Source organism: Rhodococcus sp. KRD197 (genome assembly GCF_017168235.1).
Taxonomy (GTDB): domain Bacteria; phylum Actinomycetota; class Actinomycetes; order Mycobacteriales; family Mycobacteriaceae; genus Rhodococcoides.
In genome coordinates this window covers 214,988-236,169 of the sequence record NZ_JABFAO010000002.1, presented here as the reverse complement: position 1 = coordinate 236,169, position 21,182 = coordinate 214,988, and the positions used below count along the sequence as shown (strand labels likewise).

Annotated in this window: 21 protein-coding genes; 9 read left to right on the top strand and 12 right to left on the bottom strand. The window is 61.3% G+C overall.

Features of this window, described 5'->3' with window-relative positions:
- Window positions 1-236: 236 nt before the first annotated feature.
- The 7 genes from J1M86_RS03375 to dnaA all read right to left on the bottom strand — a co-directional run bounded on the left by J1M86_RS03375 (window position 237) and on the right by dnaA (window position 8,547).
- Window positions 237-1,349, bottom strand: a complete 1,113-nt coding sequence (locus J1M86_RS03375) for a PDR/VanB family oxidoreductase (protein WP_206509124.1) — start codon at window positions 1,347-1,349, stop codon at window positions 237-239.
- 71 nt (window positions 1,350-1,420) lie between these two features.
- Entirely contained in the window at window positions 1,421-2,314 is an 894-nt protein-coding gene (locus tag J1M86_RS03370) for a metal-dependent hydrolase (RefSeq protein ID WP_206508816.1), read from the bottom strand.
- 163 nt (window positions 2,315-2,477) lie between these two features.
- On the bottom strand, window positions 2,478-3,044 hold the full coding sequence (locus tag J1M86_RS03365) for a DUF721 family protein (RefSeq protein WP_206508815.1): 567 nt from the start codon (window positions 3,042-3,044) through the stop codon (window positions 2,478-2,480).
- Window positions 3,041-4,291: a DNA replication/repair protein RecF gene (gene recF, locus J1M86_RS03360; RefSeq protein ID WP_206508814.1), complete on the bottom strand. Its 1,251-nt coding sequence runs from the start codon at window positions 4,289-4,291 to the stop codon at window positions 3,041-3,043. Before recF ends, J1M86_RS03365 begins: the two co-directional genes overlap by 4 nt.
- A 3-nt stretch (window positions 4,292-4,294) precedes the next feature.
- Complete coding sequence (gene gnd / locus J1M86_RS03355; protein ID WP_075837741.1) at window positions 4,295-5,215, bottom strand: phosphogluconate dehydrogenase (NAD(+)-dependent, decarboxylating); 921 nt, start codon at window positions 5,213-5,215, stop codon at window positions 4,295-4,297.
- 79 nt (window positions 5,216-5,294) lie between these two features.
- On the bottom strand, window positions 5,295-6,479 hold the full coding sequence (dnaN, locus tag J1M86_RS03350; protein WP_075837742.1) for a DNA polymerase III subunit beta: 1,185 nt from the start codon (window positions 6,477-6,479) through the stop codon (window positions 5,295-5,297).
- Window positions 6,480-7,014: 535 nt separating this feature from the next.
- Window positions 7,015-8,547, bottom strand: coding sequence for a chromosomal replication initiator protein DnaA (gene dnaA, locus J1M86_RS03345; RefSeq protein ID WP_206508813.1), 1,533 nt, complete (start codon window positions 8,545-8,547; stop codon window positions 7,015-7,017).
- A gap of 614 nt (window positions 8,548-9,161) precedes the next feature.
- Between dnaA and rpmH the strand changes: the two genes are divergently transcribed.
- The 9 genes from rpmH to J1M86_RS03300 all read left to right on the top strand — a co-directional run bounded on the left by rpmH (window position 9,162) and on the right by J1M86_RS03300 (window position 16,515).
- Window positions 9,162-9,305: a 50S ribosomal protein L34 gene (gene rpmH, locus J1M86_RS03340; protein ID WP_206508812.1), complete on the top strand. Its 144-nt coding sequence runs from the start codon at window positions 9,162-9,164 to the stop codon at window positions 9,303-9,305.
- A gap of 32 nt (window positions 9,306-9,337) precedes the next feature.
- Window positions 9,338-9,733: a ribonuclease P protein component gene (gene rnpA, locus J1M86_RS03335; RefSeq protein ID WP_075837743.1), complete on the top strand. Its 396-nt coding sequence runs from the start codon at window positions 9,338-9,340 to the stop codon at window positions 9,731-9,733.
- Window positions 9,730-10,068, top strand: coding sequence for a membrane protein insertion efficiency factor YidD (gene yidD, locus J1M86_RS03330; RefSeq protein ID WP_206508811.1), 339 nt, complete (start codon window positions 9,730-9,732; stop codon window positions 10,066-10,068). The genes rnpA and yidD overlap by 4 nt, the downstream gene beginning before the upstream one ends.
- A gap of 4 nt (window positions 10,069-10,072) precedes the next feature.
- The gene (gene yidC / locus J1M86_RS03325) at window positions 10,073-11,191 is read left to right on the top strand and encodes a membrane protein insertase YidC (protein WP_206508810.1); all 1,119 of its coding nucleotides are present in this window, start codon (window positions 10,073-10,075) and stop codon (window positions 11,189-11,191) included.
- 23 nt (window positions 11,192-11,214) lie between these two features.
- Entirely contained in the window at window positions 11,215-11,856 is a 642-nt protein-coding gene (locus J1M86_RS03320) for a R3H domain-containing nucleic acid-binding protein (RefSeq protein WP_083667290.1), read from the top strand.
- A gap of 886 nt (window positions 11,857-12,742) precedes the next feature.
- Entirely contained in the window at window positions 12,743-13,420 is a 678-nt protein-coding gene (rsmG, locus tag J1M86_RS03315; protein WP_206508809.1) for a 16S rRNA (guanine(527)-N(7))-methyltransferase RsmG, read from the top strand.
- Window positions 13,421-13,479: 59 nt separating this feature from the next.
- Complete coding sequence (locus J1M86_RS03310; RefSeq protein WP_206508808.1) at window positions 13,480-14,505, top strand: ParA family protein; 1,026 nt, start codon at window positions 13,480-13,482, stop codon at window positions 14,503-14,505.
- Window positions 14,502-15,554: a ParB/RepB/Spo0J family partition protein gene (locus J1M86_RS03305; protein WP_206508807.1), complete on the top strand. Its 1,053-nt coding sequence runs from the start codon at window positions 14,502-14,504 to the stop codon at window positions 15,552-15,554. The genes J1M86_RS03310 and J1M86_RS03305 overlap by 4 nt, the downstream gene beginning before the upstream one ends.
- Window positions 15,555-15,789: 235 nt before the next feature.
- On the top strand, window positions 15,790-16,515 hold the full coding sequence (locus tag J1M86_RS03300; RefSeq protein ID WP_206508806.1) for a GNAT family N-acetyltransferase: 726 nt from the start codon (window positions 15,790-15,792) through the stop codon (window positions 16,513-16,515).
- A 19-nt stretch (window positions 16,516-16,534) separates the two neighbouring features.
- On the opposite strand, the gene J1M86_RS03295 is transcribed toward J1M86_RS03300, so the two are convergent.
- From J1M86_RS03295 to sigM, 5 genes are all read right to left on the bottom strand, one after another.
- On the bottom strand, window positions 16,535-17,731 hold the full coding sequence (locus J1M86_RS03295; protein ID WP_206508805.1) for an N-acetylmuramoyl-L-alanine amidase: 1,197 nt from the start codon (window positions 17,729-17,731) through the stop codon (window positions 16,535-16,537).
- Between the two features lie 210 nt (window positions 17,732-17,941).
- Window positions 17,942-18,274 carry a thioredoxin gene (gene trxA / locus J1M86_RS03290; protein ID WP_075837747.1) on the bottom strand — a complete coding sequence of 111 codons (333 nt, stop codon included), beginning with the start codon at window positions 18,272-18,274 and terminating at the stop codon, window positions 17,942-17,944.
- A gap of 50 nt (window positions 18,275-18,324) precedes the next feature.
- Window positions 18,325-19,314 carry a thioredoxin-disulfide reductase gene (gene trxB / locus J1M86_RS03285; protein ID WP_206508804.1) on the bottom strand — a complete coding sequence of 330 codons (990 nt, stop codon included), beginning with the start codon at window positions 19,312-19,314 and terminating at the stop codon, window positions 18,325-18,327.
- 145 nt (window positions 19,315-19,459) lie between these two features.
- Entirely contained in the window at window positions 19,460-20,218 is a 759-nt protein-coding gene (locus J1M86_RS03280) for a hypothetical protein (RefSeq protein ID WP_206508803.1), read from the bottom strand.
- Window positions 20,219-20,275: 57 nt separating this feature from the next.
- On the bottom strand, window positions 20,276-20,869 hold the full coding sequence (sigM, locus tag J1M86_RS03275) for an RNA polymerase sigma factor SigM (protein WP_075837749.1): 594 nt from the start codon (window positions 20,867-20,869) through the stop codon (window positions 20,276-20,278).
- Between the last annotated feature and the right edge of the window lie 313 nt (window positions 20,870-21,182).

Below are 21,182 nucleotides of genomic sequence, written 5' to 3'. Positions count from 1 at the left end.
GGTGACGCGCACGAGTCTTCTCCACCGTTTCCTCGGACCCCATAGGGGCCGGACGATCGGTGGAGCTTCTTCGAAGGCTTCGCAGTTACCGGTCCATACTACTGGCATCCGTTGGCAGCTTGGGGACGATGGCACCCCGAAATGGCCCCTGAATGCCCCGCAGAGGCATTTTCTCCTGCCTTCGTGGCAAATATGGACGGTAGATCTCCAGCGGTGGCGTCTGCGGTTCGGTGATGCTAGAGATCGAGCACGATCCGGCCGCCGGCCGAGCGAGAGACACAGATCAACATCTCCGACTCCTGCTCTTCCTCGGTCAGTCGAGTCTCACGATGCTCAGGGGTACCACTGAGAACACGGGTACGGCAGGTTCCGCAGAAACCCTGCTGGCACGAGTACGCGACGGTCGGCTTCACCTCCCGGATCACCTGCAGTGCGGTCTTGTCGGCAGGCACAGCGATGACAGTTCCGGAGTCGACCAACTGGACCTCGAACTCCGCCCCGTCACGCACCGGGGGCGCTGAGAACCGCTCGTAGTACAAATGTGTCGCCGGCACGTCGTCGATACCTGCCTTGACAGCCTCGATCATCGGCGGCGGTCCGCAGCAGTAGACCGCGCCGCCCCTGACCTGCTCGAGAAGTTGCTCGGCGCTCGGGAGGCCATCGACGTCGTCGGTGCGAACGGTCACTCGATCGGAGTCCATGGCTTCGATCTCGTCGAGGAAAGGCATGGACTGCCGCGAGCGTCCGCAGTACACGAGATGCCAGTCCATGTCCGTTGCAATCGCCATGCGCACCATCGGCAGGATTGCGGTGATCCCGATACCGCCGGCAACGAACACTGCGGCGCCGCCTGGCACGAACGGAAATCCGTTGCGGGGCCCGCGCACGGTGACGCGAGTGCCGAGCTCGAGGGCGTGCATCTCCTTCGAGCCACCGCCCCCATCCGGAATCAACCGCACCGCAACCCGATACGACGCCGGTTCGGGCGGAGATACAGCATGCGACGACACGTTTCCACCACAGAGCGAATACTGACGTTTGCGACCGGAGGGCAGATGAAAGTCCAAGTGCATTCCCGGTGACCACGGTGGCAGCTCACCGTCGTCATCGGCCGTGAATGTCAACTGCACGACATGTTCGTCGACGCACATGACTTCACGGTCGGTGAGGGTGAGGGTCCGCGTTCGGACGATCGGTGGCGCAGCGTACTCCTCGTTGTACGCGGTGCCGTCCAACAGCGCGAACCACTTGTCGAGCGCATCGGTCACCAACGAAATGGCCTCGTCAGGCTCCGGTTTGCCGTACAGATCTCCTGGTATCGAGCGCCCTCGACGGAACAGTGCCACCATCTCGTTCATCCGCGCGATCCTGCTTTTCAGGGAAGGTCGCGATGCTCGCTTGCTACCGGTTTTCCGAGCGCTCATCGTGCTGCTGATCGCGCCGCCGGAGAAGTCGCAAGGTATCTGACCGCCTGCGCCGTCGAACCTTCCTTGGAGGGGTGATAGTCACGTTTGAAGTACCGGAGGGATGCCTTGAGCATCTGCATACTGCTCGGAAACAGCCCGCACGAGGTGACGCGGCGAAAATCCCGAAATCCGGCCTGACGCTTTTTCGGTGGAAGGTGGGTGAGGGTCGGATCTTGATCCATCAGGTAGCGAACTCCTCTGGTCCAGAAATAGACCAGAGTCGGAGCAATGGCGATGTAGGTGCGTATACGCCGGGCATGGCGGACATCGAAATAGCGCATGACCTCATAGGCCACCGCCCGGTGTTCTACTTCCTCCGCTCCGTGCCAGCGCAGCAGATCCAGCATCGTCGGATCGAAATCGGCCCGATCCAACTCCTCGGCGTTGAGTACCCAATCACCGAGGAAGGCAGTCAGATGTTCCACCGCAGCGATGAGCGACAGACGTTCGACGAGACTGTTGCGGCTGTGACCTGGCCTGTTGCCCAGTGCGCGACCGAATACGAACTTCATCTGATCGACGAACGGATCGACGTCGATTCCATGCGCCCTGAGCTGCTCGTGCACCTCGGTGTGGGCCTGCGCGTGCATCGCTTCCTGCCCGATGAACCCGATGACGTCCTCGCGCAGGGATTCGTCGTCGATGAGCGGGAGCGCCTCCTTGAAGGTTCGGACGAACCACTCCTCGCCCTCGGGCAGAAGGAGGTGCATGACGTTCATCAGGTGCGTAGCAAGTGGATCGCCGTCCACGTAGTGAAGTGGGAGCGATCTCCAATCGAAGGAGACGTTTCTCGCATGCAGCAACACCCGATCGTCGGTGCTGTCGACCGTGTCTTCCGAGCTACTCACTGATTACACCTGTCCCCTCGTCAAAACTCGGTCGCGCGGCGCCCCTCCGCTATCGACCACATGGCTATCCGGGGAACGCTACGCATGGACATCGGGGACTGCAAGAACAGTCAACTTTCGCAAAACAGCGGCTCAGACTGCTTGTACAAGCAGCCGGCGATGTCTATCCATACGTGTCGCGCGGTCCGCGACCCTTCACGTGACGGTCACCTTTGCGCCAACTCTTGGTCGTGGGTCCGTGAATTTTGAGGGACTTCACGACGCCGTGCCCGACTGCTGCAGCTATCCTCGCCAAAATCTGTGCCTGCATCAGCCGTAGCTGTGTGGCCCAGGCCGTGGACTCTGCCGTGACACTGAGAACACCATCCTCGAGTTTGGTCGGTACCGCATGCGCGGCAATGTCCTCACCCACCACCGTCGGCCACCGGCCCAGGACGGTTCCCTCCGACACTTTGTCGGACCAGCCGCGTTTCTTCGCAATCGACCCCGCAAGGGAGCCCAGTGTCTGCGGGTCACGGTCGTCGGGACCGGCCCCGGACCAGCCCCGTTTGCGGCGCCCACGCAGAGCCCGGACACCACCCGTCGGCGACGAACGACCCTGCCCGACGGATTTTCCGCTCGCCTTGGCCGCGTTACGTGCGTCCTCGAGCGCACGGCGCGCGAGATCGACCCCTTTGAGTTCCGCATCCGGCGGTGGTTGCGGCGTTCCGTCTTGCTCCTCGTCGTTCATCGATCCAACTCCCCGCCGGTCGCTGCCTCGGAAACCGACGCCCTCGAGGTCGACGCGCTGGAGATTGTCGATACTCGGGATGTATCACGTTGTACCGCTTGTACTTCCATCTTCACCGCGTCCAGCTCGGGCGGCACGTCCTCTGCCACGGCCGCGGTGATGAGTACCTGTTCTGCATCGGCCGCGACGCGGGCCAGAGCACTGCGTCGCTTGCGGTCCAACTCCGCGAACACGTCGTCGAGCATCAGCACGGGATCGGTACCCTCGGTCCGAAGCAGGGAGAACGACGCCAACCTCAGCGACAACGCAAACGACCACGACTCACCATGACTGGCAAAGCCTTTCGCCGGTTGATCACCGAGATTCAACTCCAGATCGTCACGATGCGGACCGACCAAGCAGACACCTCGTTCGATCTCACGCTGCCGCATCCGCGAAAGTTGATGCAGGAAGGCCGCTTCCAGCACCTCCACGTCATCGAGTTCCGGATCACGCTCGGGATCGGCGAACTCGGGTGGCAATGCCTCGGCCAGGCTACTGCGGTATCGGATAGTGGCAGGACGCGACTCGGGGGCAATCGAGGAGTAGGACTGCGCAACGAAGGGCATCAGTTCGTGTACCAACCCGATGCGCGATGCCAGCAGAGCGGCACCGTGCGCAGCGAGGTGGCCGTCCCACACGTCCAAGGTCGCCAGGGCACTTGCTCCGTCACTCGACTGCATTCCGCGCCGCAGAGCCCCACCTGCCGTCTTCAGCAAGGCCGATCGTTGACGCAGAACCTTCTCGTAATCTGCTCGCACACCGGCAATTCGAGGTCTCCGAGTGGTGAGCAGCTCGTCGAGATAGCGACGACGATCCCCTGGATCCCCGCGCACCAAGGAGAGGTCCTCCGGCGCGAACAGCACGCTCTGCAGAACACCGAGAATCTCGCGAGGTCGGCGTGCAGGAGATCTGTTGATTCGCGCCTTGTTGGTCTTACCGTCGAGTATCTCGACATCGATCGTCAGTTCACGGCCTTGGTTGACCACGGATGCACCGGTGAAGGCACGGTCCGCACCCGCCCGAATCAGCGGAGCATCGGAGGAAACCCGATGGGAGGAAAGCGTCGACAAGTATCCAAGCGACTCGAGGAGGTTGGTCTTGCCGTGGCCGTTGGGACCGACGAACACCATCGAACCGGGCCCCGGTTCGATGGTGACGTCGTCCCACGAGCGAAAATCACGCAGGGTGAAAGCACGAACGAACAAGATCTATTTCTTGGGATCGGGTGCGCGAAGCGTTTCCGCCGAGGTGACACGCTTGACGGCATGGCCACCGAACTGGTTGCGGAGCGCTGAAACCGCCTTCATCGCCGGCGAATCATCCTGTCTCGACGCAAATCTCGCAAACAGTGCCGCCGAGATGACCGGCGCCGGCACCGCGTGGCGAATAGCTTCTTCGACGGTCCACCGACCTTCGCCGGAATCCTCTGTGTAGCCGGAGATCTCGCTGAACTCGGGGTCCTGCGCGAGCGCCTGCACCAAGAGATCGAGCAGCCAGGATCGAACCACTGTGCCTTTGCTCCACGCACGAAGGACACCATGGGTGTCCTGCACGAGATCCTCGGCTTCCAAGAGCTCGTAGCCTTCGGCATACGCCTGCATCAGCCCGTACTCGATACCGTTGTGAACCATCTTCGAGTAGTGGCCGGCACCGACCGGCCCGGCGTGCACGAAACCGTCGGCACGCTCGCCCTCCGGCCGCAACGCATCGAAGATCGGCATCGCCTTCGCGACATCGGCTTCGGCACCGCCGACCATCAGACCGTAACCGTTCTCGAGGCCCCAGACACCGCCGGATACTCCGGCGTCGATGTAACCGACACCCTTGGAAGCGAGCAGTTCGGCATTGTGCGCATCGTCGGTGAACCGGGAGTTACCCCCGTCGATGACCAGGTCGCCCTCGTCGAGACACTCCGAGAGGCCGATGATCGTATCCCGAGTGATCTCACCGGATGGGACCATCACCCACACCACGCGCGGCGCAGTCAATGCCTGCGCCAGCCCCTCGAGTGACGGTGTATCCGTCACCTCGGGTCGAGGGTCGTATCCGATGACTTCGTGACCGTGCGCGCGCAAGCGCTCACGCATGTTGAAGCCCATTTTTCCGAGTCCGACCAGTCCCAGCTGCATGCGGAGTGTCCCTCTCTAGTGTGCGGGTGATGGTACGGGCACCAGCGAATCGACAGTGCCGCAACCGTTACATACCCGGTCAGCCCGGAAGTCGAACCGGCATCAACAGATACGTGTACGCACTCTGCGGTGCCGCGAACTTGCCCGACGAGTCAGGTACCAACTCATCATCGCTGGTCGGGCGCAGAACCGCAGGTCGACTGGGTGTGGTGAATCCGAACGTGACCTTTTCGCTGTGCAGCGAGGACAGGCCGTCGATGAGATATCCGGGGTTGAAGGCGATGGTGAGGGCTTCGCCCTGGAAATCGGCCATCAGCGCTTCTTCCGCGCGACCTGCATCGTCACCGCCCGCCGACAACAGCACGCCCTCGGACGAGAACTCGAGCCGAACTTGCGCTCCTCGCTCCGCTACGAGTGCAACACGCTTGATCGCCTCGACGAGCGGTGCGATCTCGACGACGGCCACGGCGGTGTGCTCGGGGGGAAGCAGCTGACGGAACTTGGGGAAGTCGGCGTCCAGAAGTCGCGTCGTCGTCCGGCGTCCCTCGCTGATGATGCCCAGAAGACCGTCGGCGCCCACCGAGGAGCCCGATCCCAGTGCCAGTTCCACCGGAGCAGTGGCGCTGCTGGACAACGTCTTGGCTGATTCGGACAAGGTTCGCGCCGGAATGAGAACCTCGGTTTTCGTCTCACCGCCGACAGGGGTCCACTCGAGCTCACGGACCGCGAGCCTGAACCTGTCGGTGGCTGCCAGCACCACCGTGGTGCCGTGAATCTCGACGCGAATACCCGTCAGCATCGGGAGCGTGTCGTCCTTGCCGGCCGCAACGGCTACCTGTGCGATCGCTTCGGAGAACACGTCGACTGCGATGGAACCGGTCTGCGTCGGCAGTTCGGGGAGCTGCGGGTAGTCCTCGACCGGCATCGTCGGAAGCGAGAACTTCGCGCTACCGCAGGTGATGAGCACTCGAGTGCCTTCGACACCGACATCGACGGGCTTGTTCGGGAGCGACTTGGTGATGTCTGCGAGCAGTTTGCCGGATACGAGTACGCGTCCCGACGTCGCGACCTCGGCCGAGACGCGTACTTGTGCAGAGACTTCGTAGTCGAACCCGGAAACGGTCAGCCCCTGCTCGTCGGCAGCGAGAAGTACTCCACCGAGGACGGGAACGGGCGGCCTGGACGGCAGGCTTCGAGCAACCCAGGCAACGGAATCGGAAAAATCTTCGCGAGCAACGCGAAACTTCAGACTTCCAAGCTCCATCGCTCGGTTTTTCCTCTCGTTCGGCAGCGGTCTGGTCGAAGGTGGCTTCGGTGAGCGCAGTGTGCGCTCGATACCGGTGCATCGATGAGTCTGACACAACCGGCAGATGCACACCGTATGCCCTTCGAGACCAACTTGAAAGCCGAACATCGAGGTTCGGAGGACACTGCCGGGCCGCATCGGGAGCCTGTGAACCGATCGCTCCCCAACACCTGTTTTCAAAGAGATTCTCTTCAAGAGAAATTCTTCGTATTAATAGGTCCTGTGGAATCTGTGCACGGGCACCATCCGGTGCTGGTGAGTCGGCGTGGTGTCGTGGGGATGAATTCGGGACCAATCGCAGGTTGCCGGTCGTCGGCCTGTGGACAGATCACAGCCGTACACAGCACTGCACAATTCATCCCCAGTTGTATCGGCTTATCCACATGGTTATCCACAGGTGTGAATCAACGATTCAAGTAACAAAAAATCGGTTGGAGAGGTGCCCGAAACCGGGTCCAATTGGAATCGGACCCGGTTCGATTTCGCTCGAGAGCTACCGCTTGGATCGTTGCTTGATGCGTGCAGTCAGTTCTTGCACTTGGTCGTAGACCTTGCGGCGCTCGGTCATCTCCTTGCGGATCTTCTTGTCCGCATACATGACGGTGGTGTGGTCGCGGCCGAATGTCTGGCCGATCTTGGGCAACGAGAGATCGGTGAGTTCGCGGCAGAGATACATGGCAATCTGCCTGGCCATGGCGAGAGCGCGCGCCTTACCCGGCCCGCAGAGATCGTCGATGGAGGTGTTGAAGTACTCCGCAGTGACGGCCATGATGGTCGCTGCGTTGATCTCGAGGCTGCTGGAGTCCGGCATGAGGTCGCGCAGGACGACCTCGGCGAGAGTGAGATCGAGTGCCTGCCCGTTCAACGACGCGAATGCTGTCACGCGAATGAGTGCGCCCTCGAGTTCTCGAATGTTGCGTTCGATTCGACTGGCAATCAGTTCGAGCACGTCATGGGGTACGTCGAGCCGATCCATCCGGGCCTTCTTGCTGAGAATGGCGATCCGGGTTTCGAGCTCTGGCGGCTGAACATCGGTGATGAGGCCCCATTCGAAGCGCGTACGCAGGCGTTCCTCGAGGGTTGCCAGCTGCTTTGGGGGTCTATCGGACGACACGACGATCTGCTTGTTTGCATTGTGAAGGGTGTTGAAGGTGTGGAAGAACTCCTCCTGGATACCTTCCTTGCCTTCGATGAACTGGATGTCGTCGACGAGTAGCACGTCGGTTTCCCGGTAGCGACGCTTGAAGGCAACTTTTCGGTCGTCGCGGAGGCTGTTGATGAAGTCGTTGGTGAACTCCTCCGTGGAGACGTACTTCACTCGCATACCGGGAAAGAGGCGTTGGGCGTAGTGACCGGCTGCGTGCAGTAGGTGTGTCTTGCCGAGGCCGGATGCTCCCCATATGAACAGGGGGTTGTAGGCACGGGCGGGGGCTTCGGCGATCGCTACTGCTGCTGCATGGGCGAAACGGTTGGATGCTCCGATGACGAAGGTGTCGAAGGTGTACTTGGAGTTCAAGCTGCCGGCACCGGGCGTCGGCGTGGACGATTCGGGCGGCTTGGTGAAGTACGTCGGCCACGAGTTCTGCACACTGGCGAGTGCTTCTCTTTCGTCGTCGACTTCCTCGTAGTCCGCGGTTTCCGAGTCGGAGGGTTCGAGGTCCGTGCTGTTCAAGAATCGGCGACGGTAGGTCGGCGAGCTCGGTGTTTCGGGGTGGGGCGTCCGCTCCTGGTCGGATTTGTCCTCCTCGGGCGCCGAGATGCGGACACCCAGTCCTTCGACACCCTGGCCGAGGTGTCGACCCAGGGCGTGCAGAATCGGCTCACGGAGATCGCGTTCGATTGCCTCCTGAGCGAATGAGGACGGCACGGCGAGCAGGGCGAATCCCTGCGTCAGGGTCAATGGCTCGACCAACGCCAGCCAAGCCTTCTGTCCTTTTGTCAGTGGTTGTCCGCTGTGCCGGTCGGACGTCAACTCCGTGACAACCTCCGGCCAGACGCGCGCCAACGCACCCGGATCGTCGTTCACGGTGCCTCCCCTTCGGACGTTCGAATCAAAAATGTGCAGTCGGCGGCAAAAAGAGCCATAAAAGGCCCCGCGGTCCGCTGCGTTCGACTAACGTCCCCGACGACGAACGCTTCGGGGAGTCATGATCGATCAGGAATATGTGTGCCTGGTACGAATATGCCACCTGGCCGGTGTTTCCACACAATTATCCACAGGTGTGGATGAACGACATCGCTGTCACCCCATCCGGTCGGTTCACGCGTCGATCTTGAAACTTGTACGCTGTGACCTGCAGTTTTGCGGAATTGCATATTCTCGAGCTACGGCAACGACCTGTGGATACCGGCGTTGAATCGGCGCGAACGAGTTGTCCACACACCGTTGTCCCCAAGCCTGTGGATGAATTACACGGATGTAGTCTCAACCTTTGACGCCGACGAGTTTGACCACCGTCGATGAGGTCAGTACTGTCGAACAGTCACCCAACGGCGAGGTGGCCGATGCATGCTGGCTGCTTACAGTCTGTCTTCACTCGGATGACTCGCTATCGGGGTGTAACTCGGGTCCGACCGGACTCGCTACTACCGCCAGTAGGCGCCCAGTGTGGCGCCGATGATTTTCGAGGAGTGTTGACCGTGGCCAAGGGCAAGCGGACGTTCCAGCCGAACAACCGACGCCGCGCGCGCGTTCACGGCTTCCGCCTTCGTATGCGTACGCGTGCAGGTCGTTCGATCGTTGCTGCGCGACGCGGCAAGGGCCGCAAGGCTCTTACCGCCTGATTCATCGTTCGTCTGAAGTTACGGAGCTCGGGGTGTTACCTGAGCCGCACAGACTGCACAGCAGCATTGATTTCTCGCGAGCTGTGCGTCGAGGCCGACGAATAGGAAGACAAGACTTGGTTGTCCACGCATACACGCGTGACGATGCAAGTTGTGTCTTCAGCGTCGGCAAGCCAAGATTCGGACTGATCGTCAGCAAAGCTGTCGGGCCGGCGGTAACTCGTCATCGAGTTGCGCGCCGGCTTCGGCATATCTGTGCGCAGATACTCTCGGATGTGCCACCGACTGTCGATGTGGTTGTTCGTGCTCTGCCAGGTGCAGCAGATTCGTCGTCTGCTGATCTGCATCGACAGTTGCGGTCCGGACTGAAGAAGCTCGGTTACCTTGTCCCGGCGGAGACGTCGGTTGCGAAAGATGCGCGTCCATGAGATTTCTGCGTTTCATCCGTTTGCTCCCGGCGCGGACACTGATCTTCTGTATCGAGTTGTATCGCACGTATGTGTCTCCACTCAGACTGCCAACCTGCCGTTTCTCTCCCACGTGCAGTGAGTACGCAGTCGAGTCGTTGAAGACTCATGGAGCCGTCAAAGGTTCCCTTCTGGCCGTCGTACGGCTTCTCAAATGTGCACCCTGGCACCCTGGTGGGTGGGATCCGGTACCCGAACGCGGTTCGTGGAGATACCGAGATCGTGGTGTTGCCGAACAGACTTCGACCCAAGACATCCACTTGGTTGTGAAAGTGGACGAACAGAGGAGTACATAGAGCCGTGCTCGATTTCATTTACTATCCGGTCTCCTGGATTCTCTGGGTGTGGCACAGAGTCTTCGGCGCCGTGCTGGGTCCCGACAATGGATTCGCATGGGCGCTGTCCGTGGTGTTCCTCGTCTTCACGCTTCGAATCCTTCTGTACAAGCCGTTCGTCAAGCAGGTTCGCACGACGCGGCAGATGCAGGAACTGCAACCTCAGATCAAAGCGCTGCAGAAGAAGTACGGCAAGGACAAGCAGCGGATGGCTGTCGAGATGCAGAAGCTGCAGAAAGAGCACGGCTTCAACCCGATCATGGGCTGCCTTCCGGTGCTTGCACAAGCACCTGTGTTCATCGGCCTGTTCCACGTGCTGCGCTCGTTCAACCGCACCGGCACCGGATTCGGCCAGCTGGGTCTGACGCCCGCCGAGAACCGCGAATTGTCCAACTACGCGTTCAGCGTCGAGGACGTCAACTCCTTCCTCGACGCGCGACTGTTCGGCGCACCCATCTCCGCGATGATCACCAGCCCGCAGAGCCAGCTGGAGGCGTATGCCAACCCCGCTCTGGGCCTGGGTGTGCCGTCGACGCTGACCATCGCTTTGGTCTCGATCCCGCTGATGATCATCGCCGCCATCGCCACCCACATGAACTCTCGCGCCTCTGTTGCGCGCCAGAGCGAGGCCGCAGCGGCCAATCCGCAGTCGGCGATCATGAACAAGCTGGCTCTCTATGTCTTCCCGCTGGGTGTTCTTGCCTTCGGTGCATTCCTGCCTATCGCCATCCTCCTGTACTGGGTCAGCAACAACGCCTGGACATACGGGCAGCAACACCTGGTGTTCGGCAAGATCGACAAAGAAGAGGCTGCGAAGAAGCAGGTGGCTGTCGAGAAGCGCGCGGAGAATGGGCCGAAGCCAGGGGTCAAGCCCGTTACCAAGCCCAAGCCGGGAGCTCGACCGAAGCTGTCGAAGATGACCGCGGTCGAGAATGACGCTGATGATGCGGTCTCTGATGGTGAAGTCGATAGCGGGTCGACCAAGTCTTCGCCCCGCAAGACGTCGTCGACGAACAGTTCGGGATCGAAGCCCAAGCCGCGTCCCCAGACCAACCGCAGCAAGTCCAAGCGGAAGCGTCGCTGACGCCACAGGATCGAGGACCGAACATGTCTGCAGAAACTGAAGTATCCAATACGCACAACGCAGTGAGCGCTGGGGATGGAGCGAGTGAAGTCGTGGCAGTGGAGACAGAACAGTCCGACAGCAGTGTGGACGACCGCGACGAGTCGAAGGTGAGCGAACCCGAGGACGTGGCATCTGCCGATCTGGACGATGACGAGGATTCAGAAGACTATCTGGTGGAGGAAGGCGAGATCGCCGGAGACTACTTGGAGCAGCTTCTCGACGTTTTGGACTTCGACGGAGATATCGATCTCGACGTCGAGGGCGACCGTGCTGTAGTGAGTATCGATGGTGGCAGCGATCTCACGAAGCTCGTGGGGCGTAAAGGCGAGGTTCTGGATGCTCTCCAGGAACTCACTCGCCTGGCGGTCCAGCAGTCGACGGGTGAGCGCAGCAAGCTGATGCTCGATGTTGCCGGGTGGCGAGCGGGTCGCCGGAGCGAGTTGAGCGCACTCGGCATCGAGGCCGCGCGTCGCGTTCTGGAGACTGGGGATCGCGAGGAGCTCGTACCTATGACTCCGTTCGAGCGCAAGATCGTGCACGACGCGGTCGCGGGAATCGATGGCGTCGACAGTGAGAGCACCGGCGTCGAGCCTTCACGACGGGTTGTTGTTGTGAAGTCCTGATCGCACATGAAGTCCTGATCGCACATACAGAGCAGGAGCCCCCAGCCACCGGCTGGGGGCTCTTCTGTTTCTCCGAGACGATCTCGTGAATTTCAACGATGTAGTTCGATTTTGATCTTGTGGGCCCACGAAGACTGGGGACGGCTAGAAACGTCACTGTGACGGACGTGAACTGCACGATGTTTCACGTGAAACCTGATCCGCTTCCTTTTCGCTACCGATGGATGCGCACCTAGGATCGATACGACGAGCCAGTCCCCCGCACTATCAGGGCTAGTTGTTTCACGTGAAACACCGTAGAGATGAATGCGTCGGTGATGTGGGTTCTCGAGGACGGCGTCACAACGAGATCGTGCGTCCGGCCGAATTCGAGTGTTCAGTTCCATCGGTGTCTCTAGAGTCTCGCGAACACATCGTGCGGTAGATCGATACGTCGTATCGCCGAAGTTCGACTTCAGTTCGGACCGTCCTGTCGGTGTCAGTCGCCTCTTGTAGAAGCGGTTAGGTCACTGCGGTCCGATATATGGCGAACTTGTATGGCGATAGCAGGACCGACCGTTTCACGTGAAACATGATCGGATGCTGGCTGCCACCCGGGGCGACGGAGTTGGAACCCCGCACCCGTTGTAGGAACCCTGTACATGCTCGTGCGGTGGACGCCCCTTCACGCTCGCAAAGCCTGGCTGTTTCACGTGAAACGTCCCGTACTCGTTTCGTTTGAAGAACCACCGAGGTCGGCTGGGCGCACAATTCCTGTTTCACGTGAAACACCGCCAAGCACGATGTGTCGCAGAGCTCCAGAATCTTCCATCCAGATCGGACAACACGGGCAATGGGCGCCGAAGTTCACTCCGGAGTTTGGCGAAGTACCCCGGGACGCGGGAAGATGATAGGCGTGGAACCTGACGCGTTGGACGAAGAACAATTGATGGCGATCGCTGAGCGCGTGTTCGGTCCGCGCCTCGAACTTGCCGTGCAGTATCACGAGTCTCTCGCCACAGCGGGCGTGGAACGCGGACTCATCGGGCCTCGCGAGGTTCCTCGCTTGTGGGAACGTCACATTCTGAACTGCGCTGTCATAGGCGAACTGATCGACGAAGGGGAGCGCGTTGTCGACGTCGGAAGCGGCGCTGGACTCCCCGGGATACCGCTTGCTATAGCGCGTCCCGATCTACGTGTGACGCTCGTCGAACCCCTGCTTCGACGAACGGTGTATCTCGCGGAGTTCGTCGATTCCCACGATCTCGATGTACTGGTCGTACGTGGTCGTGCGGAGCAACCGGGAGTGATCAAGGAAGCGGGAGGTGCCGACGTGGTGACTTCCCGCGCGGTGGCGCCGCTCGAGAAGCTTGCCAAATGGTCCATGCCGCTCATCCACGAGCACGGCAGAATGCTCGCGCTGAAGGGAAGCAGCGCCGAGGAGGAGATCGAGAGGGATCGGGCTTCCCTTAGTCGCATCGGTGCTGGCAAGCTAGAGGTTGTGAAGTGTGGTGTCGACCTGTTGCCGACGCCGACTATCGTGGTTAGGGCGGAGCGGATTCCCCGACGCCATCCCCGTAGATAGACCCATCTGTTTCAATCCAGTTCTTGTTCAACAACCCAGTTCCGTATTGAGGAGCACGTATGTCGGGTGGATCCGATCCAACTGTTTCACGTGAAACAGAGCAATCGACCGAGGGTGCGCGCCGAGCTACCCGTGGTCCCGAAGCGAAGACGACGGGTGGCTCTGGTTTCGGCGAATACAGCAGCATCTCTTCCGATGACACTCCAATCGGTGCAGCCGCACAGCGCGCAAGTCAAATTCTGCACCCAGGGAGCGTGACACTCCCCAAGCCCGCGCAGCGTCGGATGTTGACCATCGCCAACCAGAAGGGCGGAGTCGGCAAGACGACCACAGCGGTCAATCTCGCTGCCGCACTCGCGATACAGGGACTCACCGTCCTCGTCGTGGACCTCGACCCTCAGGGCAACGCCAGCACTGCATTGGGCGTCGAGCATCACTCAGGGGTTCCGTCGAGCTATGAGGTCCTCATCGGCGAAGTCAGCGCGACCGAGGCGATACAACAGAGTCCCCACAGTGAACGTTTGCTCTGCATCCCAGCAACCATCGACCTCGCCGGAGCAGAGATCGAACTGGTGTCGATGGTGGCACGTGAAGGTCGGCTCAAGACTGCGCTGGCCGATCTTGCGGAGATCGACGTGGACTTCGTCCTGATCGACTGTCCTCCGTCCCTGGGGCTTCTCACCGTCAACGCGCTGGTTGCCGCGACCGAGGTATTGATCCCGATTCAGTGTGAGTACTACGCCCTCGAGGGCGTGGGTCAGCTTCTGCGGAATATCGAGCTAGTCCAGTCGCACCTGAATCCGTCGCTGCATGTCTCCACAGTGATACTCACGATGTACGACGGACGTACCAAGCTCGCCGACCAGGTTGCCGAGGAGGTTCGTAAACACTTCGGTGATGCCGTATTGCGTGCGGTGATTCCGCGCAGCGTCAAAGTATCCGAGGCGCCGGGCTACGGAATGACCGTGATCGATTACGACCCCGGTTCTCGTGGCGCAATGAGCTACCTGGATGCAGGTCGAGAGCTGGCAGCGCGGTCCGCAAACATGGCACCGCAGACAACGCAGGAGCGCAAGAACAGATGAGTCAGACACGCAAGGGTGGCCTCGGCCGAGGGCTCGCCGCACTCATTCCGACGGGACCGGAAGCAGGTCCCAGGCTCGGCAATGCGGCAGCAGATGTCGTCATCGGCCGGGATACTTCGGGGTCCGCGGGTAGAGCCCCAGACCTGACTCGGCCTGCCGGCTCCTCAGGTGACAAGACCGCCTCGGCCCCCACGCCCGCTCCCCCAGTACGAAGCTCCGACGAAGACCTCTCCCCTGCCGGCGCGGTGTATCGAGAGATCCCGCCCTCGCTGATTCACCCCAACCCCAAGCAACCACGAACTGTTTTCGACGAAGAGTCCTTGGCGGAACTCGTCCACTCGATCCGTGAGTTCGGCTTGATGCAACCGATCGTCGTCCGCTCCGTCGAGGGCGGAACGTACGAGTTGGTGATGGGCGAACGCCGCTGGCGCGCCAGTCAGGAAGCCGGCCTCGAGTCGATCCCGGCCATCATCCGGGAAACCGCTGACGATGCCATGTTGCGAGACGCGCTTCTCGAGAACATCCATCGGGTGCAACTCAACCCTTTGGAAGAGGCAGCGGCGTATCAACAGTTGCTCGAAGAGTTCGACGTGACCCATGAGGAACTTGCGCTGAAGATCGGACGGTCACGTCCGGTCGTGACCAATATGATTCGCTTGCTGAAGCTGCCGATTCCCGTGCAGCGTCGTGTGGCAGCCGGCGTTCTGTCGGCGGGTCACGCTCGTGCACTGCTGTCCCTCGACGCCGGGTCGGAGGCTCAGGAGCATTTGGCGGCTCGGATCGTGGCCGAGGGCTTGTCGGTGCGTGCCACCGAGGAAGCTGTGACGTTGGCCAACCGCAATGACGATACGACGCACCCGCCAGCCCCTCGCCGCAAGCCGATACAGATGCCGGGGCTTCAGGATGTCGCCGACAGGCTGTCCGATTCGTTCGACACCCGTGTGACGGTGAGCCTGGGCAAGAAGAAGGGCAAGATTGTTGTCGAGTTCGGGTCGGTGGACGATCTCCAGAGGATCGTCGAGATGATGGAAGACCAGAAGAAAAAATAGCCGCGAAATTTCAGGCACCGCCATACGCGGCATTTACGTCACTGTGACATATGTTCAGGATCTATTGGATCAAAGATCAGAATGGGGCCGAAATATGTTGAACACCAGCACTTTCGAGTCTCGTGGTGTTCGGCATGCCGCGGAACGTATCCGTGGCTTAGTCTGTGGCGGTGCGGTCGGGTTTCCGGCACTCACGGAGGCCGAAATTGTCGGGGTATGGAGGCTGAGGTAACCAGTGTCGACGCTTGTCACCGGAGTCACGTTGGACTCGTTCGATCGGTTACCCAGCCACACTCGCCGATGCCGGTTCTGGGTACTCGATCCGGCGACCGACAAAGCGGACGGGTCTCCGTTGGATCTCGAGTTCGAGAACGAGGCATGGTTGTCGATGATCATGCTCGAATGGGGATCATGCGGACAGTTGTTGACGGACGGCGGCGAGAGCATCGGGTGCGCCCTGTATGCCCCACCGAGTGCAGTACCGAGAGCAGCGACGTTCCCCACCTCTCCCGTCAGTCCGGATGCAGTGCTGTTGACGACATTGCGCATCGAGACCGACACCGACCGCGACGCGCACTCGGCATCACTGATCGCCGCGGTCGTCAGCGATCTTGTGAATCGAGGTGTACGCGCCCTCGAGGCATTCGGAATCCGGCGTACAGCGGAAGACGAGACAGACGGTCCGCGTGCGAGTGCCTCGATGAGGTGTTCGGACGCCACGTGCATGATCGACGCCGATTTCCTCGAGAAGGCCGGGTTCGAAGTAGTGGCACCCCATCACCGCTACCCACGGCTGCGGCTCGAGTTGGATCGCGATCACGGGTGGAAAGAGGACGTGGAATCAGCGCTCGAACAGCTGCTGATCGCGGCGAGCCTGTCGATGCTCGACATCGAGCAGAAGGACACCGTCAGCGTGTCCTCGTCGAGCACAACGGCGTACGGAGCTCGAGTCCCGCGATAGCCGGTGCTGCGAGTTGAACTCAGCCGCGGTCCGCGGCGGCCAACTCCTCTGCGAGGAGCTCCGCGAAGGTGAAGGTGCCGGTCGGTTGATCATCCTGGCCGAGGAGATACAGACGCTTGACCGAGACGAGTATGGCCTCGGCGATCACGTCACGTGAACGTGGGTCGCTCAAGACCTCGACGTCGGAGGCGTTGGTGAGGTATCCGAGGTCTATCTGAACCGTCGGCATGTCGGTCAGGCGCAACAGATCCCACGTCCGACCGTGGCTTCGGCAGTCGAGTAGCGGTGTGCGGGCAACGATCTCACGCTGCACATATCCCGTCAGAACCTGGCCGATCAGCGACGTCGACCCGTGTGAGTTACCGAAGTGGAAGCTGGCCACACCGTTTGCTGCAGGGCTGGTGCTCGAAGCGCAACGCAGGGAGATCATCAGATCAGCATTGAATGCGTTGGAGGTCTCGGCGCGTTCGGCGACACTTGGGTTGGTGCCGCGCGCTCGAGAGAGAAAGGTTTCCATTCCGGTGGCTGCCATCCGACCCTCGAGTCGGCTGGCGACATCCCACAGGATCTCGGCCTCGGCGATCCGCCCATAGATTCCGTCGACGATCCGTCCTGTGTCAGCGCCGCCCAGGTCGGGATCGATCACGATACGCTTGCCGGTCAGCTGAGGACCCGACTGGCGGACCAGTTCTTCCTCGCTGATGGCGTGCGGTGATCCACCGGTCACTCGCGCGCCGAGCAAATCGAGTGAGCGCAAGGTTGCCGGGCCACAGATACCGTCCGGCGACAGGCCGATCTCGCGTTGGAAGGACGACAGTCCTTCGTGGGTCTTCGGCCCGAAATAGCCGTCGACGCGCTCGCTGTAGAAACCGAGATCCTGCAGACGGGTTTGCAGTGTCGCGACATCGTCGCCGTAGAGCGGCGCCGAAAGCTGGTAGATCAGGGTGCGGGCACCGAGTCGGTAGGACGCTTCGTTCAGTGACCGATAGGTCGCCGGCCCGACAATTCCGTCGACGAGCAACCCGCGGTGCTGTTGGAATGCTCGGACAGCGCCGTCGAGGGCGGAGTCGTAGTCAGATGCCGGAGCGCTCCAGTGAAGGGGATCGCCCGCGGTGTCACGGTCCTGAGCATCGTCGGGAAGGAAGCCGAGTGAGAGGAGAGTGCTCCGAACCTCCGCGACGGCGGGACCGGAATCGCCGTGACTGAGTCGGTGCATACCTCGAAGCCTCTCGCAAGAATGAACGAAATCTGAATCGACTCTAGCCAACCGGGTGCGGCAGTCCTGCTCACCACCGGAAACCAAGCGTCGATCACAAATCCGATGTGCCGACCCTGTGTCGGCACATCGGATCATTGTCGCAGAAAATACCGTCAGGACCGCAATCCACGCGCTCGAGCGGTGGGCCACAGTCCTGGCGCGATCACGTCACAATACGGAGTCGAGGTCCTTGAGCAGCGCGGCCTTGCCTTTGGCTCCGACGATCTGCTTCACAGGCTTGCCACCCTGGAAGAGGATCATCGTGGGAATGGACATCACCTTGAAATCTCGAGCAGACTGAGGGTTCGCGTCGATATCGAGCTTGGCGACGGTCAGCTTGTCGGCGTGCTCGGCCGCGATCTCCTCGAGCACAGGGGCGACCATCTTGCACGGGCCGCACCAGGTGGCCCAGAAGTCGACGAGGACTGGCTTCTCGCTGGTCAGGACATCGTCGGCGAAAGATGCATCGGTGATGGTGACGGTCTTCTTGTCATCGGACATGGGTTCTCCTCTAGATCTGAAACGAAGTGTGAACTCGGTGGGGTATTCGGTCAGGCCGTGACGGCGTCGACAGGTTGATCGGCATGCTCGAGCGTGTTGCTGGTGATGTCGCCCTGCTCGGCCAGCCAGCGCTCAGCGTCGATGGACGCGGTACATCCGGTACCAGCTGCGGTAATCGCCTGCTGGTAGACGTGGTCGACGAGATCGCCGGCGGCGAACACGCCGGGTATCGACGTTGCGGACGAAGGGGAAGCAACCTTGACGTAACCGTCCTCGTCGAGATCGACCTGTCCCTTCACCAACTCGCTGCGCGGATCGTGGCCGATGGCAACGAACATTCCGGTTACGTCGAGAGTTCTCGTCTCTCCGGTGATCGCGTCTTCGAGCGTCAACCCGGTGACGGAGGTGTCGCCGAGCACTTCGTTGACCTTGGTGTTGGTCAGGAAGGTGATCTTGTCGTTGTTCTTCGCGCGCTCGAGCATGATGCGCGACGCGCGGAACTCGTTGCGGCGGTGAATGACCGTGACGCTGCGGGCGAACCGTGTCAGGAAGGTCGCCTCTTCCATGGCCGAGTCGCCGCCGCCGATGACGGCGATGTCCTGGTCGCGGAAGAAGAAGCCATCGCATGTCGCGCAGGCGCTGACGCCTCGTCCCAGCAACTTTTCCTCACCGGGAATGCCGAGGTATCGCGCAGCTGCACCCATAGCGAGGATGACTGCTTTGGCCTGGTACGTCTGACCGTTGGCGGAGACGGTCTTGATGTCACCGCGCAGGTCCAGCTCTTCCACATCCTCGGTGCGAATGTCGGCACCGAAACGTTTGGCCTGCTCACGCATCTGCTCCATGAGGTCCGGTCCCATGATGCCTTCACGGAAGCCGGGGAAGTTCTCTACCTCGGTGGTGGTCATCAGGGCACCGCCGAACTGTGTGCCCTCGAACAACAGGGGTTCGAGTTCTGCCCGAGCCGAGTAGACGCCTGCGGTGTAACCTGCGGGTCCCGAGCCGACGATGATGAGATCGTGAACCTTGGGCGTAGTCATGCGGACCTTCCGATTGATGTTCTTCCGTGGCGCCTGCGGCGGCGAGAAGAGTCTGCCGAGGACATCCATGACAACACAAGGGTAAGGGCTGTTGTTCCCGTTCGGCGAGGGCTGTGGCAGGTCCGACCGGTCGCGCGCGGAGGGCTCAGTCGAGGTCGCGCCGCAGCAGGGTCGCTGGATTGTCGACGCCGCAATCGGGGCCGACGGCAAGCAGCGTCAAACCTGGGGTCGCGGAGTTCTGCGGCAGCACCAACACCACCGCTTGGCGACCGTCCAATTCCACCGGGGCCGCACCGAGCACTGTGGACGAAGCGCCGAACCCGTTGGCTGCGAGACAATCCGCGAGAGCCTCCGACCCCAGCAGGGGAACCGTGTCGCGGTCGGCCATGATCCGGTAGGCGAAGGACGCGTCGATATCGCTCGAGTCGACGACCAGGGTGGAATCGGGATCGACTACCAACCCGTCGGCGATTGTCTCGGAAGAGTTCTCACCGGAGGACGGCATCAGGATGGCGGTGGTGACCGCGATGGCAAGGACGACTGTTGCTGCGAGACCGACCACGATCGCGGCGCGTGGTCGGCGCCGCGAGGAGAGGGTGGTGACGGCGGTGGGGGCCTCGGCTGGAGCGGTCGGTGCGCCAGTGGCATCCTCGAGTGCTCGATCGATCTTCTCGGCAACCTGGGGAGGTATAGGTTCACCGACCGTATGGTCAGTTCCGAAATCGCGAAGGTGGGCAGAGACCTCGTCGAGTGCTGTGATGACGGTCATCGCCGCGTCATCCTGGCGAACCAGTGGCCAGAGGCGTTCACTGACGGATTCGGAGAGGACGCCCGCGTGCAGATCTGCGAGAAGGTCCAGCGAGTACGGCGCTTCGGGTAGAGGCTCGGTGCGGTGGACAGCCATGCCGGTCTCCTCTCCGTGCGAAGTCCCTCCTACACATGGTAAGACGCGGCGAGTGTCCTATCGGTTCCCGTCCTCGCGCAGAAACTGCAATCGGATCGCCAGTTTCAACCGTCCGCGCGCGCAACGACTCTTGACGGTGCCCGCCGGGACGCCGAGCAATCGGGCTGCATCGGCCACCGAGTAGCCCTCCATGTCGACCGCCACCACGGCAGCTCGCTGGTCGGGGGCCAGGGACATCAACGCGGTGTGGACCTCGATGGAGGTCTCGACATCGGCCATCGAATCGCGCGCATCGGCGAGATCGAAGGAGTCACCGTCCGGAAGGGGTGTGGTGGGCCTGGACCGGTTGCGCCGGATGCGGTCGAGGCACGCGTTCACCACGATCTTGTGCATCCAACTTCGGACAGCAGCATCGGCGCGAAAGGATGCCGCTGTGCGATGCGCCGACAGCAGTGCTTCCTGCAGCGCATCGGCCGCGTCCTCGGCCGTGTAGCTGGTGCGGCGTGCGGTCATCCACAGATGCTCGTGATGCCGATGAACGAGCGTGGTGAACGCATGCGGCTCCCCGGCGACGTGCGCGGTCAACAACTCGACGTCGGAGCGCTCACCGAGCAAGCCCCCAGCGCCGCCGTCCGTACCTACTGTCCCCATGCGACTGCCCCCATACGCAAACGGCTCCCCCCCGTATTACCGCATTGCGAGAGAGCCTAGAGCATAGAGACCGCTGAGTATGGAACCGTCAAATTTTCAAGTTCTGTGCGGGTTCAGCATGCGAACTGGTAAATATGTCACTCTTGCGAAAAGACCTTTCGTCCGGACACCGAGCTCCGGCATCGGTACGTCCAGCATCGGCCGTCTACGCCGCCAGGTGTCGGGCCTTTGGCCACTTTGGCCCGCTGAGCGAACTTCACCTGTTCATCCTGTGGCTACAGGAGATGGGAATTCTTCCACCGATGCACGTGAT